At 65.2% G+C, this 16,703-nt stretch carries 7 protein-coding genes; 4 read left to right on the plus strand and 3 right to left on the minus strand.

Annotated elements, in window-relative coordinates; all coding sequences use genetic code 11:
• Positions 1-17: 17 nt before the first annotated feature.
• The 4 genes from tssK to K5Q19_RS06650 all read left to right on the plus strand — a co-directional run bounded on the left by tssK (position 18) and on the right by K5Q19_RS06650 (position 6,885).
• Positions 18-1,361 carry a type VI secretion system baseplate subunit TssK gene (gene tssK / locus K5Q19_RS06635; protein WP_292942471.1) on the plus strand — a complete coding sequence of 448 codons (1,344 nt, stop codon included), beginning with the start codon at positions 18-20 and terminating at the stop codon, positions 1,359-1,361.
• Positions 1,358-2,767 carry a type IVB secretion system protein IcmH/DotU gene (gene icmH, locus K5Q19_RS06640; RefSeq protein WP_292942473.1) on the plus strand — a complete coding sequence of 470 codons (1,410 nt, stop codon included), beginning with the start codon at positions 1,358-1,360 and terminating at the stop codon, positions 2,765-2,767. The genes tssK and icmH overlap by 4 nt, the downstream gene beginning before the upstream one ends.
• Positions 2,768-2,780: 13 nt before the next feature.
• Positions 2,781-6,227 (plus strand): type VI secretion system membrane subunit TssM, encoded by a 3,447-nt coding sequence (gene tssM, locus K5Q19_RS06645; protein WP_292942475.1) that lies wholly within the window; start codon positions 2,781-2,783, stop codon positions 6,225-6,227.
• Between the two features lie 61 nt (positions 6,228-6,288).
• Complete coding sequence (locus K5Q19_RS06650; protein ID WP_292942478.1) at positions 6,289-6,885, plus strand: hypothetical protein; 597 nt, start codon at positions 6,289-6,291, stop codon at positions 6,883-6,885.
• A 3-nt stretch (positions 6,886-6,888) separates the two neighbouring features.
• On the opposite strand, the gene K5Q19_RS06655 is transcribed toward K5Q19_RS06650, so the two are convergent.
• The 3 genes from K5Q19_RS06655 to K5Q19_RS06665 form a co-directional block, all read right to left on the minus strand.
• Complete coding sequence (locus tag K5Q19_RS06655) at positions 6,889-7,542, minus strand: hypothetical protein (RefSeq protein ID WP_292942481.1); 654 nt, start codon at positions 7,540-7,542, stop codon at positions 6,889-6,891.
• 82 nt (positions 7,543-7,624) lie between these two features.
• Positions 7,625-10,696, minus strand: coding sequence for a CHAT domain-containing protein (locus K5Q19_RS06660; protein WP_292942484.1), 3,072 nt, complete (start codon positions 10,694-10,696; stop codon positions 7,625-7,627).
• Positions 10,697-10,800: 104 nt separating this feature from the next.
• Positions 10,801-16,686 (minus strand): hypothetical protein, encoded by a 5,886-nt coding sequence (locus K5Q19_RS06665; RefSeq protein WP_292942487.1) that lies wholly within the window; start codon positions 16,684-16,686, stop codon positions 10,801-10,803.
• Positions 16,687-16,703 lie beyond the last annotated feature (17 nt).

Below are 16,703 nucleotides of genomic sequence, written 5' to 3' on the forward strand. Positions count from 1 at the left end.
GAAGGGGGTAGGATCGCGTGACGTGGGAAAACAAGCCGGTGTGGTCGGAGGGCATGTTTCTCCGGCCGCAGCACTTCCAGCAGTACGAACGCTTCGCGGGCGCACAGCTCGAGGCGCGGATCGCGCCGCTGGTCGCGCATGGCTACGGGGTGCTGCAGATCGAACTTGGCGAAGGCGCGCTCAAGACCGGCAAGCTCGTGATCAATCGCTGTTCCGGCGTGTTCGAAGACGGCACACCGTTTCGCATTCCCGAGCAGGCGGCGGCGCCGATGCCGCTCGAAATCATGCGCGATGTGCGGGATGAGATCGTGCACTTGTGCATCCCGGAAAGCCGCGCCGGCGTTGCCGATGTGGCGCTGGACCGGAGCGCGCAGACCGAAACCCGTTTTGTGGCAGAAGAATTCGAAGCGGTTGACACGATCTATGGCGGCAGTTCGCGCGTGCCCATCAACGTGGGGCGTCTGCAGCTGTCGCTCCGGACAGAGTCGGAAGGGCTCGACGGCTATACGACGCTGCCGATCGCGCGGGTGATCGAACGCCGCGCCGATGACAGCATCATGCTCGATCCGGGCTTCATCCCCTGCTGTGCGGCGGTTTCGGCCAGCCCGGTCCTCAGCGGGTTCATGAGCGAGCTGGAAGGCATGTTGCACCAGCGTGCCGAGGCGATTGCGGGCCGTCTGGGCACGCCCGGTGCCAAGGCCGTGGCCGATATCACCGATTTCCTCTGGCTGATGGTGGCCAATCGCAGCGAGGCGATAATCAAGCATCTATCCGCGATGCCCGTCGTCCATCCAGCCGATTTCTATGGCATGCTGTGCGCCCTGGCCGGCGAGCTTTCGACCTTCACGCAGAGTTCCAACCGGCCGCAGTTCATGCCGCTCTATGCGCACCGCCAGCAGCGGATCTGCTTTGATGTGGTGATTGCCGATTTGCGCCGGTCGCTCAGCATGGTGATCGATCCCATCGCTCGGGCGATCCCGCTCGTCCCGCGCGGCTTCGGCATTCAGGTGGGGCAGATCGAGGATCGTTCGCTCTTCACCAGCGCCACATTCCTCCTGGCGGTTCGCGCCGGGGTGGATACCGAGCAATTGCGCGCGGGCATGCCGCGGCTGACGAAGATCGGCTCGGTCGAGCATATCCGCGATCTGGTGAACCGCCACCTTCCGGGGGCAGACCTGTTCCCGATGGCCGCCGAGCCGCGCCAGATCCCGTTCCGGGCCAATACGGTCTATTTCACCATCAACACCCGCCACGAACAATGGCAGGCTGTGCGAACATCCGGGGCGGTCGCGCTGCATGTGGCGGGCGAGATACCGGGGCTTGAGCTCGAAATGTGGGCTATCCGAGGACAACAGCAATGAGCGGTGACGACGGCGACGACGCAACCGTCTTCCGGCCAGGCGGACAACCTTCTGCCACGCCGCCGATGCAAGGTGTGCCGCAGGCTCCGCCGGGCCGACCGGTCACCCCGGCACCTGCACCCGCACCCGCGCCGCAAGGCTGGGGGGCTCCTCCCGCGGCCGCTTCCGCGCCGAGCGGTGCACCGCAGCAGGGCGGGGGGCGGATCGAGTTTGCGCCGGGTGAGCCGGTTCTGCATGGGCCCGAACCTGTCGTGGCAGCTGCTGGCCGGCTGATCCTGCTGGCCAATCACATCAAGGGCCTCGCTGTAGGTCCGGACCTTGAATCGCTGCGGCGGACGACCGTTGCCGAGCTCGATGCCTTCATCAAGCGCGCACGTGCCCTGGGGCTTGAGCCAAAGTCTGTGCAGCTGGCGCATTATATCCTGTGCGCGTTCATCGATGACGCGGTGATGTCGACGCCGTGGGGCGGGGCAAGCCAGTGGTCCACCCAGAGCCTGCTTGTCGTCTATCACAAGGACGCGCGCGGCGGGGATCGCATGTTCCAGTTTGCCGAGCAGATGGAGCGCGATCCCAGCAGCGAACCTCGCCTTGTCGAATTGCTTTATCAGTGCCTCGCCTTGGGGTTTGAAGGTCGCGCCGCGCTCGATCCGCGTGGGCAGAACCTGCTGACCCAGCGCCGCGCAGGGCTTGCCGCGCTGGTGCAACGCCAGCGCGCTGCCCCGACCGGCGAGATTTCGCCGCAATGGCGCGGTGCGACCGTCGCGTCCGGGCGGTTCAGCGCAGTCATTCCGCTGTGGGCCGTGCTCGCCGGGCTTGGCGTGCTCGGGCTGATGATCTTTGCCGCCCTGCTGCTCCATCTGTCGAGCCGGGCCACTTCGGCAATCGAGGCCGTCGACCGTGCCGTTGGCAAGGCGACTGTCGCGCCGCCGCCACCACCTCCGGCACAGGCCGAGACACCGCTGTATGAGAAATTTCAGGACATCCTGCGCCCCGATGTGGCGGCCGGTCGTCTGGAACTGACGCGTGAGGGTAACGAGATCGTGATCCGGCTCCACAACCAGGGTCTGTTCGCTTCGGCGCAGGCCGATGCGTCGAGTTCGTGGAGCGATACCTTCGATCACCTCGCGCAGGCCGCCAACCTGACCAAGGGCCCGATCAAGGTCGAAGGCCACACCGACGATCAGGCGATCCATTCGCTGCAGTTCCCGTCCAATCAGGAACTTTCGGAAGCACGCGCGCAGTCCGTCGCGCAGGCCATCGAGGGGGCAGGACTGGCCGACGCCACGCGCATGTCCATAGCGGGCTTCGGATCGACCCAGCCGATCGGCGACAATGCCACCGACGAAGGCCGCACGCGCAATCGCCGCGTCGAACTGCGCGTCGCGAACGATATCAACTGGCGGTGAGGAGACTGCGGTCATGAAAGCGCTGTTTCGCAATCGCTGGTTCTGGCGCGTGGTTGGCGCGCTGGCGATCGGCCTGCTGATCTTCTTTGTCGGCCCGCTGGTGGCCATTGCCGGCTTCCGGCCATTCGGTTGGTGGCCCGTGGCGCTGTTCTTCGCTCTGCTGCCACTGATCGTGGTGGGCGTACTCTGGCTGCTGGGCCGGCGCGCCGAGAAGGCGAAGAACGCCCAGATGATGGAGGCGCTCAAGCCCGATCCCGGTGCCAGTGACCGCGACGAGATCGCGGCCAAGCTGACCGAAGCGCTCGACATGCTCAAGTCGACGAAAGTCGGCTCACGCGGCGCCTATGCCTATCAGCTGCCCTGGTACGCGATCATCGGCCCGTCGGGAGCGGGCAAAACCACGGCGCTGCTCAATTGCGGGCTCGAGTTTCCGACCGCGGTAGCAGGCGAATACCGCGCCCTGCGGGGGCAGCCGAAGACGCCGAACTGCGACTGGTGGTTTACCGACGAGGCAGTGCTGATCGACACCGCGGGACGGTATGTCACGCAGGACGATGACGCGAGCGCCGATGCAGCCGGGTGGAAGTCGTTTCTCGAACTTCTGCAGAAGCACCGCCCGCTGCAGCCGCTCAACGGGGTCATCGTCGCGGTGCCGGCACCCGATTTCGTTGATCCGGCGAAAATGGCAGAGCACGCCCGCCATATCCGCGCGCGCCTTGCGGAAATCGGCAAGGAGCTGGGGCTGAACCTTCCGGTCTATCTGCTGGTGACCAAGGCCGATCTCCTCGCCGGCTTCCGCGAGTATTTCCGCTCGAGCACCGACAGCGAGGCCGAGCAGGTGTTCGGTGCGACCGCCATCGGTGACACGCTCGATAACGCTTCGGTGATGCTGGGCTTCGAGGGCCTCGTCAATTCGGTCGCCTCCAAGGTGGTCGAGCGGATGCAGAGCGAAACGCAGATGCATTTGCGGGCGCAGATCGCCAGCTTCCCCTCGCAGCTCGCCTCGCTGCAGGAGCCCATCGCGCGCCTGCTGGATGCTCTGGGCCAGAAGAGCCGCTTCGACGACCCGGCCCGCGTGCGCGGGGTGTATTTTGCGTCCTCGGTGCAGACCGGCAATCCGGTGGACCGGATCCTGATGAGCGTCGGTGCGCCGGCTACCCATTCGGCTTATGCGGTCGGGACGGGGCGCAGCTACTTCCTCAAGCGCTTCTTCTCGGACCTGCTGATCCCCGAACAGGGCCTCGCCGGACGGAATCCGCTGGCGGAGAAGCGCGCCGCCCGCAACTATACCATCGCTGTCGCGGCATCGGTCGCACTTCTCGTGGTGTGCTGCGGGATCTGGACCTGGGGCTACTTCCGCAACCTCGCCCTGATCGACCGTGTTTTCGCGACCGCCGAAGCCTATGGCAATGTGCGCGCCAATGGCGGCGGCGGTGTGGACGAGGACGTCGCAGCTCTCGGGATACTCGGAACCGCGACAAGCGAGATGGCCGAGGCAAGCGACTTCGGGCTCGGGCTGGGGCAGGGCGGGCGGCTTTCGGCTGAACTCGGCGGCATCTATGGCCGGGATCTGAAACGGCGGCTGACTCCCATCCTCGTCGGACTGGCGGAGCAGCGCCTTGGCGCAGACACGACCAACCCGAGCGCGCTCTACGACGACCTCAAGTCCTATCTGATCCTCGGCGGCCAGGGCCCGGCCATGGGCGAGCATGTCGTCGCCTGGGTCCAGCCTGCATGGCTCGCCCGCGGGGGCGGAAATGCCGATAGCCAGGCAGGCGAACTTGCTCGCCACACCAAGGCGCTGTTCGACGGCAATTTTGCGCCGCAGACCATCGATGGCGGCCGCGTCGAAGCCGCGCGGACGGTGCTGCGCGCGCAGCCGGCGGCGGTGCGCGTCTATGGCCGGCTCAAGAGCAAGGCCATGGAAGAGGGCGCCGGGATGTGGACCGCGCGTGAAAATGCCGGACCGCGGCCCGAGGTGTTCTTCGAGATGAGCGGCGGCTTCGCGACCGGCGCAGGCGTGCCTGCGCTCTTCACGCGCAGTGGCTACGACAAGATCTTTGTGCCGATCGTCGCCAAGGGCGCATCGCTGCTCGAGGAAGAGAAGTGGGTTGTCGGTGATACCGGCACCGCCAAGCTTTCTGCTGCTGATCTCGTCGGGCTGAAGTCCGACCTCGAACGGCTCTACTTTGCCGAATTTCTGGATCGCTGGCAGTCGTTCCTGTCGTCGATCAAGGTCAAGCCGGTCAATTCGCTGGGCGAAAACGTGCAGCGCCTTCGCGATGGCGGCGGGCCGCTCTCGCCGATCAAGCCGCTGCTCGTTGCCATCGCCAAGGTAACCGACATGACCCCGAGCGCGACGGTCACGCAGGCAACCGGCAAACTGGCAAATGCGATTGGCCAGTCGGTTGGTATCAGCGGTGCCAGCGGGGCGATGCCGGCAGGTTCGGCCGGCGGACGGCAGCCAGTAGTGGATGCCTTCCTGCAATTGCGCCTGTTTGTGGGCAAGGGCGATGGCGCGCCGCTCGATGCCTGGCTGCAATCGATGAACCAGCTTGCCGACAAGCTGAACGTCATTGCCGTGCTGCCCGGCGGTGGCGGAGAGACAGGTTCGCAGCAGAGCATGGACGCCAAAGCGGCGATCCTCCAGCTTGACCAGACCGGGAATTCGATGCCTGCCCCGGCCTCGATCTGGGCCAAGGCCGTCGCGAGCGATGCCAATGTGGCGCTTGGCGGCGCCCGCCTGGCGCAGATGGGCGCGGCGATGAGCGGCAGCTTTGGCGAGGCGTGCGCCAATGGGCTGGCGCGGTCCTATCCGGTGATGCCCGGTTCAGCGACGGATCTGGCCGTGCCGGACTTCGCGCGGTTCTTCGCGCCGCAGGGCCTGTTCGCCAATTTCGTCAACACCGAGCTCAGCGGCTATCTCGATCGAACGCCGCCCAACTGGAGCCCCAAGGCCAATGCCGCTGAGATCGGCCTGACCGCCTCGACGGTGAGTGCGATGCAGGCGGCGGACACCGTCACGCACATGTTCTTCGGGGCGGACCCGACCAATCCGCACTTGTCCTATCAGATCGAGCCGGTGGCCTTGTCGGGTGCGGATAACGTGACCTTGCAGATCGATGGTCAGACCCTGCGCTATGATGGCAAGATGGCTGTGCCGATGTCGTTCGACTGGCCCGGCGCCGGGGGGGCCTCCGTCATCTTTGCCATAACGGGCGGAGCGCCCGCGCAGCGGACCTGGAACGGCCCTTGGGCCGTTTTTCGTATGGCCAAAGTGGCCGCCATCAAGGCGGGTGCCTCACCGGTCATCGGGGAAGGCAGCCTGACCCAGGGCGGTGCCCGCTTCGATTTCCGCATCCGCACCCTGGCCGGCGCCAATCCTTTTGTTGTCGATCCGTTTGTGAAGGTCGGCTGTCCTTCGATCAGCGCGCCTTCCGGGGCCAAGCCGGCGCTTTAGGAGCGGCTGACGAGGGTTCTTTTTGAAGCTTCCCGTGGGCTGATCGGAGGGAGAGGCGGCCGTGGCATTGATTCCCGGACAGCGGATTTCGAGCGGCGGATGCGTCACCCGCCTCAATTGGGTCGGCGCGCGCGCCCCTGCGCTGATCGAGAAAGCGCTGGGCTATCAGCAGGGGCGGCTTTCGCTTGGCTATGCCATCGGGCTGCTGATCGAGCCGCTCCGGGCGAACCATGTCGAGTTCGGCGGCTTGACCCTGCGCTCGGGCGGCCGGGACGGCGCACCGCTCAAGGATCCCAAGCTCGACGAGCAACGGACGCGGGTGCATGACCGCATGATCGTGGAATATGGTGAGCACAGCGTGGCCAAGATGCTGGAAAATCTGGCCAAGGATCCGCGCAATCTCATCGGCGACGAGCGGATCGTCAAAGTCTATCCGGTAATCGGACACAAGGGCGAGAATCCGCAGGGCGAATACCCGATGGGCGGAGGCGGGCCACAATTCATCCTGACCGAGCGACACGATTTCCTGATCGCTGCCGTGGTCTCGGGCGATTGCATTGCCGCAACGGCTGCAGGCTGGAGCGTCTCGGTGGCGGAGAACGCGTCCTATGATGGACGCGCCCGTCTTGCGAAGTATCTGACAGCGGTGAAGATCTGATCGTCAGCGCAATTCCAGAGCGCGAATGATCGGCACCATCGAGTGCGGATGCGGTGCTACGGATGCCACCCTGATTGTCTGCACCTCGGCGCCGACATGGCGGCCGACCTGGCTGACCGGGTCCCATTCCCCGCGAAAGTTCTGGATGGGTGAGAAAGCCGCATCATTCCCGGCCGCCGCCGCCATGTTGAGAATGTTGGTGAAGCCCAGCGTGCCGACGCTCAGCACGCCGCCACCAATGCCGCCAATTGCGCTGATCAGGGGATTCGATGACATCTGATTGAGCAGATTCAAGACGCCGGGTGCGTTGAATGTCATCCCCGGCACCTCGCAGATGGCTGCCACGAGCTGGACGAACGCACCCCCCAACGAATGGCCGGTAAGCCACAGGTTCGGGAACGATACCTTCATGCGTGAGGTGAAATCGACAGCCGTGTTGAGCTTCATCGCAAAGGCATTGAGGCTGAGCCCGATGCCGCCGGCATCAGCGATCACCCAATCCTGCCAGTTCGCCGAACCGCGGAAAGAGATGACTGCGGGACGCCCCCGCTGGGCGGATACGTAAAGCCCGGCGAGGAAGTTGTCGTCCTCCATCCGGCGCTGCAGCGTCCAGCCGTCCGTCATGCCGGACGATGATTCATAGATATCCTGCGCCATCCGGGCGAGCGTCAGGTTAAGCGATTCCGCCATTCTCAAGTCCCCCCTGCCGCGCGGCTGTGCAGCGTCCTTCGCCGCGCGGTTACTTCTGCGCCACTGCCACGGGCGTCAGCATCGTCTTGCCGCCATCACCCACCAGGAAGTAGGCGCCCCAGTAATAGGGGTGCGAATAGCGCCGGGTATCGATCATCTGGTTCTGCGCCACGCGAAGCGACTTCGCCATGCCGGCGGTGCGGCCCTCGCTGTAGAACCGTGCCATCAGCTCATCGGTTTCCTTCAGCACCGGCACGGCCCAGAACGTTGCGAGCACGGCGCGGGCGCGGGCGGTGATGAAGGAGCGGACGAGACCATCGAGCGCCGGCGACGAGCTTTCGACCCCCGCCTTGAGCGCGGCCTGCGTGCTGGCGCCCGCGCCCGTGTCGCACGCCGAGAGCACGACGAGGTTGGCGTTGAGGTTGAGTTTGGCGACTTCATCGAACGAGAGCAGGCCATCCGAGAGAACCTGTCCGTTGGACGATGGGGCGGCCAGCGTCGTCAGCAGGGCAGGGGGCAGGTGCAGCCGGCATTGCGGCAGGTCCACCTGGGTTTCAGGCAAGCCGTGGGTCGCAAAATGAAGCACCTGATACTGGTCGAGCTGGGCACCTGCCGAGCCATTGAGCAGGTTCGTATCGGTGAACGCACCGCGCACGATCTCGGGCGGGTTGTCGGCCCCAAGTGCGGCGGCCGCAAGACCGATCTCGCGCGAGCTGATCGGGTTGATCCGGCCGAGATAATTCGCCCAGGTGCCGTAGGTGATCGCGCAATCGAACGGCATCTTGCTGTCTGCCGTCGTGCCGCTTGCGACTTCTGGCATGGCGTTCTCGCCGATACCGAGGAACTTGCCCGGCGCGTTCGACGGGGTCACTTCCTTGCGCGTGCGCAGGAACGCGCGCGGTGAAAGTGCAATGTCGGATTCCGTGGTACGCGAAAGGAAGGTCACCTTCGAGTAATCGCCCTTCGCGCGCTGGCCTTCATACGCTGCGGCCGAGGCCGGATCGCTTACCAGCACGGCGAGCGGAAGCTGGCGCAGTTTGCCTGCGGGGTTGTAATTGATGCGCTGCGCCGTGGCGACCGCACTGGCGGCGGGACCGGTGATGGCCTGAAAGAGTTTCGACGCCTTGCTGACCTGGAAGGGCCGGATTGTGCGAGTGGCTTCATCGACACGGGCGCTGGTGAGCACCGCATCGGCAAGCTTCTCGGTCTTTGAAGCGCCGCCATCGACCATATAGATCCAGGTCTTGTCCCGGCTGATAACGATGCCGGCCATCTCGTTCTTGAGTAGGGCCAACTTCAGATAGACTTCACCGGGGGCGAGGGCCTCGCGGATTTCGGCAATGGTCGCAGGCTCATCCTGCAGAGCACCGATACGATTGTCCGCAAGCAACTGGCTGTTGATTCTCTCGCGCTCGTTTTCCGCCTCCTGCCGCTCCTTCTCCAGCGCATCGAACGCGGGGCCGGACGTGGCACCGACATTCGCGATCTCGGTCCGGAGCCGCACCAGCTGGCGGTTCAGCAAGGCACTCTTGCGCAGGAGCTCGGCAATCTTGCCATCGGCGGAGATGACCTTCTGCAGCTGCGTGTATTCCCGCGCGATGGCAGGTTCGCCGACCATCTGCATGGCGCGGAAGAATTCCTCATCCCGCGATGGCGATGCGTCAGCCTTGGTCAGCAGCACGAAGTACCGCTCCAGCGCCGCGAGCGAGACATAGCCGGTGCCGGTGAGCTGCGGCAGCGATTCCACCGCCGCACGGTAATTCGCCAGCACCTGTTGCGCGCTGATGGACGGATCGCGGGAGGCAATGCTCGCGCGTTCCAGCCGCGTGTCGGCAAGCAGCGGCGCATTCTGGAACGTATCGCTGACGGGCTTGGCATCCGGGAACAAGCACCCGCCACCTGTCCCACTGCCGCTGAGGGCATTCACCGCGCAGTTGAGGTGGACGAGCGCCTGGCTGGCCGCACCCGGCCCGCCGCGGCGCATCAGGATACGGGCCTGCTGCCGCTCGATCATGGTGCGCAGCCACACGATGTTGTCGGGCGCATAGCGCGCCACGACCACCTGGGCGGCCTTGACCGCAACCCGAAGCGCCTGGCTTGCTTCGTCGATCCGGTTCGAACCGAGATAGGCGGTGCTGAGCGCGTTGAAGCGCTGTGCCTCGAGGAGAGACCGGGTCAGCTGGTTCTGATCGCTGAGTGCGGCTTGCAGGTTGTCGCCAGAGCGCGCAGATTCGTCATTCAGGCGGCTGAGCGTGACCGGATCATCCAGCGTGCCATCGGTCTTCTTGTTTTGCGTTAGCGCTGCGATGGCATCAGACCAGGCATGCTGGTTGATGAGGTCGAGCCCCTGGTAGATGCTCACCTGCAGCATCTGCTGGTCACGCCGGGGGGAAGGCGGCGCCTGGTCCAGCAGGGCAGCCGCCATGGCGAAGTCGCTTTGAGCGAGCTCGAACTGGCTGAGGTTGGAGTTGGCAAGTCCGGATGCGAGGCGCAAGTCGATCCGGGTCGAGATGTCCGCCGATGCAAAGGCACGCAGCGCATCGGTCAGCGTGCGGGAGGCGTCGAGCAGACGACCCGTTTGCAGCGCGACCACGCCATCGGCCAGAGCAGCGTCGGCGGTCAGCGCCTGTGTGCCGCCAGCGCCGGTGGCCGTGCCGCCTGCCGGAACGGATGCAAGATCGAAAGTGGGTTTCTGCGACTGGTTGGGGGGTGGCGGGGCCGCACCGAGCGCGACGACGCGCAGCACGGCTTCCATGGTTCCGGTGGCGGATTCCAGCGAAGCGCCTTGCCAGATGCGCCCGGACTTTGTGGTGAAGCGGATGTCGATCGCGCTGCGGCCGAGCGTAGTGTCGAAGCAGCGACGGATCTCGGCCGGTCCGATGCCTGCGAGCGGGACCGAGAGCGCGGCGCCGCACAGGGCCGTGTCTGCAGGCTTTCCGAGCGGGCTGATGTACCCCTGAACATCGGCCGCCGCGATATCGCGGCAAGTGATCAGGTAGGGCTGCTCCGCGCTGTACTGAACGCCCTTGGTGTCTGATGACCACTTCCGGGCGGCCGAACAGCTGTCGCCATTGGCATTGGTGCCGACGGCGAAGCGCTCCGGCGCGGGGGCTGCAAGCACTGGACTGGGGGCCAATAGGAGCGAAGCAAGTGCACTCGCGGCGAAAAGCGCAGCCTTAGCACTCGGCGCGCGGGACTTGGGCATGGTGCGGATCGGCATGGTGCTCAGTTGCCTTTGTTTGCAGTGCAGGAGCTGTCGTCGGGGCGGCATTCGATGGAGTCGATGTCAACCGGCGCGTTGGCCACATCGACAATGAGACCATCATTGCCGCGGCCGATCAGCGGACTGACCGCAATGGTCGCGGAATCGCCCGCATCGAACAGCGCAACCTTGCGCTCGTCGTAGAAGTTGAACTTGGGCTGGGCCACGTCGGTGGTGAGGCAGCCCTTGTCGGGAGCGCCGATCACGCAGCCATTGATGCGCGAGTTGCTGCGGTTGACGCGGGAGATGTTGTTCGTGTCCGCCGGGTCGGAAAGCTGGATGACCTTGTTGGACAGGATCGCGGCGGTGTTCAGCCTGAAGTTGTTGACCACGCCGAACATCGCGAAGCTGTTCGACGTCGGGCTGTCCCCGGCACTGAACAATTGCAGCGCAAGATCGGACTGGTTTGGCAGGCCGTTTTCAATGCTGTTGATCTCCACGCCAACGGACGAGGAAATCCGCGTGTTCTGGAACAGGGCGAAACTCTTGTAGCTGAGCTTCATGGCCTTGGCGGTCATGAAGACGCCGACCGTCTGGGCAGTGGGATCGGTATAGAGCTTCGAGTCCACCGACGCGACTTGCTGCGCGACCTCAGCGTCGCTCTTGTCGAGCGTGTCTGCTCGCATTGCCGCGGTCCCGAACAGGATCTTGTCGCCGCGCAGATCAATCGTTGCCGAGGGCCCAAGGATCTTGGGCCTCTTGTCGCCATCGATCACCATCAGGATCTGGCTGGCGAGGGTATCGATCTTGCCCGGATCGCCATCCTGACCACCAATCTGGAGCGTGCGGGAAGCCGTACCCTTGACAGTAACAACACCCGTGACTTCGAAGACGTTCCCGGTGCCAAGCAGGCGGGTGGCTACCTTGCCGGTCGTCTCGGCGACGTCGAGCGTGCCGATCGTGACCGCCTTGTTGCCGCTATCGACAAGCACAGTGTCAGCAGCAAGTCGGCCGAACTCGGTGTTGTCGACCTTGAACGCGGCGGTCGAGCCAGTGCCTGGATCGCCGATGCTTACAGTGCCTGTGCCAGTGTTGCGCAGCCGGATCGTGCCGGTAAGGGCGTCGATCTTCCCGCCAATCGCAACATCCGATCCCTCGAGGGTGATGGAGCTGCCTTTCGTGGCGGCCGCGCTTTCCGTTTCGAACTGCACGCCGGAAAGCTTTCCGGCATCAGCGAGTGTCAGTTTGGCGCTACGCGTATCCCTTCCGGTTGCCGGTTCCTTGATCGACGCACCGTCGCTGCCGATGGTGACAGTATCGACCGCAGAGAGCGCGATATCATCGCCTGCCGTCAGCGACTTGGTGACGGTGAGATTGCCCTTCGTGGCAACCGCAATGTCTTCGCTCGCGGTGATCGTGTCGGCCTTGAACTCGCTTCCGGTCAGTGCTGCGACCGATCCGCCAGCGGCATTCACGTCGCCCAGCGTCACCTTGAGTGCGGCATTGGCGATCACATCGCCCTGTTTCGTCGTCAGGCTCGTGGCAGAGGTCACGTTGCCTGTTGCGGCACGCAGTCGGATCGTGGACCTGCCGAGCTGGCTCTCCTCGCTGCTGGCGACCGCAACCGATCCCTTGGCTCCGGGCGTGGCGAATGTCACCGATGTTCCGCGTGCAGCTGACGCGCCATTCGAAAGTCCGGTCGCCAGGCTGACGGCGCCCGTATCCGCCAGAAGATCGATGTCGTCACCGGCGGTGGCCGAGGTGATGGCAACGCCCGCTCCGCCCTTTGCTGCGACGTCGACACCGGCGCCAAGTGTGCCAGCCGTTACCGTGCCGGCTGCGAGAAGGCCGATCGAACCGGTGGCATCGCCGGTGGTGACGCCAAGGTTGCCGCCGGCGCTGGCGAAAAGGTTGCCGCCCGTTGCGCTTGCCTTGGCAAGTGTCACGTCGCGCAAGGCGGTGGCGACGACATCGCCCTTCAAGGTCGTGAGACTGTTCGATGACGTCACGCTGCCGGTTTCAGCCCGCAGCCGGATCGTGGACAGGGCAAGGTCAGCCGTTTCGCCGCTTCCCACCGTGACCGAACCCGCAGCACCCGGTGTTCCGAACGAGACCGACGTGCCACGCGAGCTGATCACGCCATTCGATTGGCCCGTCGCGAGGTTGATGTTCCCGGCATCGGTCAGCAGGTCGATATCGTCACCAGCGGTTGCCGAGGTGATCGTAGCGCCGTTCCCGGCCTTTGCGGTAACATCGACACCTGCGTTCAGGTTGCCTCCGGTGATCGTGTTGCCGGCCAGAAGACCGATAGAGCCGCTTGCCGAGCCGGTTGTGACGCCGACGTTGCGGCCAGCGCTGCCCAAAAGATTCCCGCCATTGGCCGTCGCCTTGGTGATCGACACATCGCGGAAGGCGGTGGCGACGACATCGCCTTCGGTCGTCGAGAGGTTGGTCGTCGAGATTACGTCAGCCGTGGCCGAACGCAGCCGGATTGTGGACAGCGCCAGTGCCGCGTCCTCGCCGCTAGCCACCGCGACCGATCCAACCGCGCCGGGCGAGCTGAAGGTCACCGACGTTCCGCGCGTCCCTGCCGAGTTCTTCGAAGAACCGGACGTCAGGCTCACGTTGCCGTTCAGGGCAACAAGATCGATATCATCGCCAGCCGTTGCCGACGTGATCGTCACATCGCTTGCGAGCGGAGCGCCAGTCGTACCGCCGCGAGCCGCGATATCGACGCCCGCGTTGAGCGTGCCGCCCGTTATGGTTCTGCCCGCCAGCAGGCCAATCGAGCCGCTTGCAAAACCCGTTGTGAGGCTGGCATCGCGACCGGCGCTGCCCAGAATATTGCCGCCATTGGCCGTCGCCTTGGTGATCGACACATCGCGGAAGGCGGTGGCGACAACATCGCCCTCGGTTGTCGAGAGGTTGGTCGCCGAGATCACGTCAGCCGTGGCCGAACGCAGCCGGATTGTGGACAGCGCCAACGCCGCATCCTCGCCGCTAGCCACCGCGACCGATCCAACCGTGCCGGGCGAGCCGAAGGTCACCGACGTTCCGCGCGTCCCTGCCGAGTTCTTCGAAGAACCGGACGTCAGGCTCACGTTGCCGTTCAAAGCAGCAAGATCGATATCATCGCCAGCCGTTGCCGACGTGATCGTCACATCGCTTGCGAGCGGAGCGCCAGTCGTACCGCTGCGAGCCGCGATATCGACGCCCGCATTGAGCGTGCCGCCCGTGATGGTTCCACCCGCCAACAGGCCAATCGAGCCGCTTGCCGAGCCGGTTGTGACGCCGACGTTGCGGCCAGCGCTGCCCAAAAGATTCCCGCCATTGGCCGTCGCCTTGGTGATCGACACATCGCGGAAGGCGGTGGCGACGACATCGCCTTCGGTCGTCGAGAGGTTGGTCGTCGAGATTACGTCAGCCGTGGCCGAACGCAGCCGGATTGTGGACAGCGCCAGTGCCGCGTCCTCGCCGCTAGCCACCGCGACCGATCCAACCGCGCCGGGCGAGCTGAAGGTCACCGACGTTCCGCGCGTCCCTGCCGAGTTCTTCGAAGAACCGGACGTCAGGCTCACGTTGCCGTTCAGGGCAACAAGATCGATATCATCGCCAGCCGTTGCCGACGTGATCGTCACATCGCTTGCGAGCGGAGCGCCAGTCGTACCGCCGCGAGCCGCGATATCGACGCCCGCGTTGAGCGTGCCGCCCGTTATGGTTCTGCCCGCCAGCAGGCCAATCGAGCCGCTTGCAAAACCCGTTGTGAGGCTGGCATCGCGACCGGCGCTGCCCAGAATATTGCCGCCATTGGCCGTCGCCTTGGTGATTGACACATCGCGGAAGGCGGTGGCGATGACATCGCCTTCGGTCGTTGAGAGGCTTGTCGATGAAATCGCGTCGCCTGCTGTCGACCGCAGCTGTATTGTGGACAAGGCGAGCGCCGCGTCTTCGCCAACCGTCACGGCTACGGATCCTGCCGCACCCGGCGAGCCGAAGGTCACCGACGTTCCGCGTGTGCCGGTTGTGCTCTTCGAGAAACCGGATGTCAGGCTCACGTTGCCGTTCAGGGCAACAAGATCGATGTCGTCGCCAGCCGTTGCCGAGGTGATCGCCACGTCGGTCTTGGTCAGCGCGCCTGTCGTACCGCCCAGGGCGGAGATATCGACCCCGGCGGTCAGCGTGGTCGCGGTGATAGCGTCGCCAGCCAGAAGCCCGATGGAGCCAGTGGTGGCTTCGCCCGTTACGATCCCGATGGTCTTGGCTGCGCTGAGCTTGAGATCGGTGGCGGCCTTGGCCTTGGTGGTCACGTCGATCGACGTGTCGCTCAGCAGCACGACCGCGTTGGCATTGCTGGTGAGGTTGGCCGCGCGCAGCACGTCGGTGGTCGTGTCCGATCCGGCGCTGATGCCATCAAGGTTCCGCTTGGTCAGCGTGATGGCCTGCTTCGCGGTGCCGGTGCCGACTTGCAGCAGACCCGCGCTTGCCGTCGCGGCGATGCCGCCATCCCTGGCCAGCGCGGTGGTGATGGTCAGCGCCCTGGCATCGACTGTGATCTGACCTGCCGCACCCGTGCTGGGATCGGGATCGGCGCCGGTGCCGGCTGTGAGAGTGCCCAGCTGCGCAACGCCGCCGACAGCACTCACCGTGATCGTTGCATTGGCAGGCGTCGCCGTCAGCGTCGCCGCGCCGAAGCCGGGAGCCAGCTTGGTTGCCGGATTGATGATCTCCAGCGCAGTGCCGCTCGCCGCGGTGCCGCCTGTGGTCTTGAGATCAACCAGGCCGGTAGCAACGATCGTTCCCACGTCCAGTGTGTTGCTGGCCGCAAGGCTGACTGTCCCTGCATCGATGTTGTTGATCCGCAGCACGTTCGCGCCGCTGGTCACGGTCTTTACCGAACCGGCGTTGATTGTTCCGAATGCACCGCTGCCAACATCGATCAGAACCGTGTGGCCGACGGCATCGACGATATTGGTTTCCGTGGTTGCGGCATACCCATCGGCGACCCCGGTAACCGAGCCGAGAGTGGCTGTGGCACCGAGATTGCCGGCAGCCGTGACGTTGCGGAGGCGAATGTCGCCGCTGCTTGCATCGGCGGTGAAGGTGCCGGAGGTGACGTCACCCGCAATAAGCGCATTGGCTTCTGCCCCCGGCGTGCCGACCGAACCGGCCTTCACGCGCACAACATTGGCGCCGGCGAGCGCAAGATCATCGACGGGGTTGAACGTCACCCCGCCCACGGCCCCGGCGCTGCCCGAGATCACATCGGCAAAGCGCGTGCCATCGCTGCCGCCGGTCAGCGCGAGCCTGGTGAACGTCAGGTTCCCGGTGATGGCGAGGTCGATGTCATCGAGCGCGGTCAGCGTGCCGAGCGTCGCATTGCGCCCCGCGCCCACCGTCACGTCCTCGCTGTTGGACTTGAGCGTGGTCGCCTTCGTCACATCGCGCCCGGCGCGCACGGCAATGCTGCCGCCGGTGGCCGTCACCGTGGTGAGCGACACATCGTTCGAGGCATTGACCAGCACATCGCCGCCCAGCGTCGTCAGGCTGGTGGCCGAGGTGATATCGCCCGCCGCCGACCGCAGCCGGATCGTCGAGCCGCCAAGCTGTGCGTCCTCGCTGGCAGCAACGCCAATCGTGGCGCCCGTACCCGGCGCACCGGCGAACGTGATGCGGGTCGTGGTGGCCCCGGTTGCTTCAGCGCTGCCGGTGCCAAGCGAGAGATTGCCGTTGAGCGCGGCAAGGTCGATGTCGTCGCCGGCGGTGGCCGAGGTGATCGCCACGTCGGTCTTGGTCAGCGCACCGGTGGTGCCGCCCAGGGCGGAGATGTCGACCCCGGCGGTCAGCGTGGTCGCGGTGATAGCGCCGCCGGCAAAGAGGCCGATGGAGCCAGTGGTGGCCTCGCCCGTCACGATCCCGATGGTCTTGG

Source organism: Novosphingobium sp., assembly GCF_019748365.1.
Classification (GTDB): domain Bacteria; phylum Pseudomonadota; class Alphaproteobacteria; order Sphingomonadales; family Sphingomonadaceae; genus Novosphingobium.

Coding starts and splice junctions, on each gene's coding strand:
- icmH (WP_292942473.1), top strand. CDS start 1,358: ATGAGCGGTGACGACGGCGACGACGCAACCGTCTTCCGGCCAGGCGGA.
- tssM (WP_292942475.1), top strand. CDS start 2,781: ATGAAAGCGCTGTTTCGCAATCGCTGGTTCTGGCGCGTGGTTGGCGCG.
- K5Q19_RS06655 (WP_292942481.1), bottom strand. CDS start 7,542: ATGGCGCAGGATATCTATGAATCATCGTCCGGCATGACGGACGGCTGG.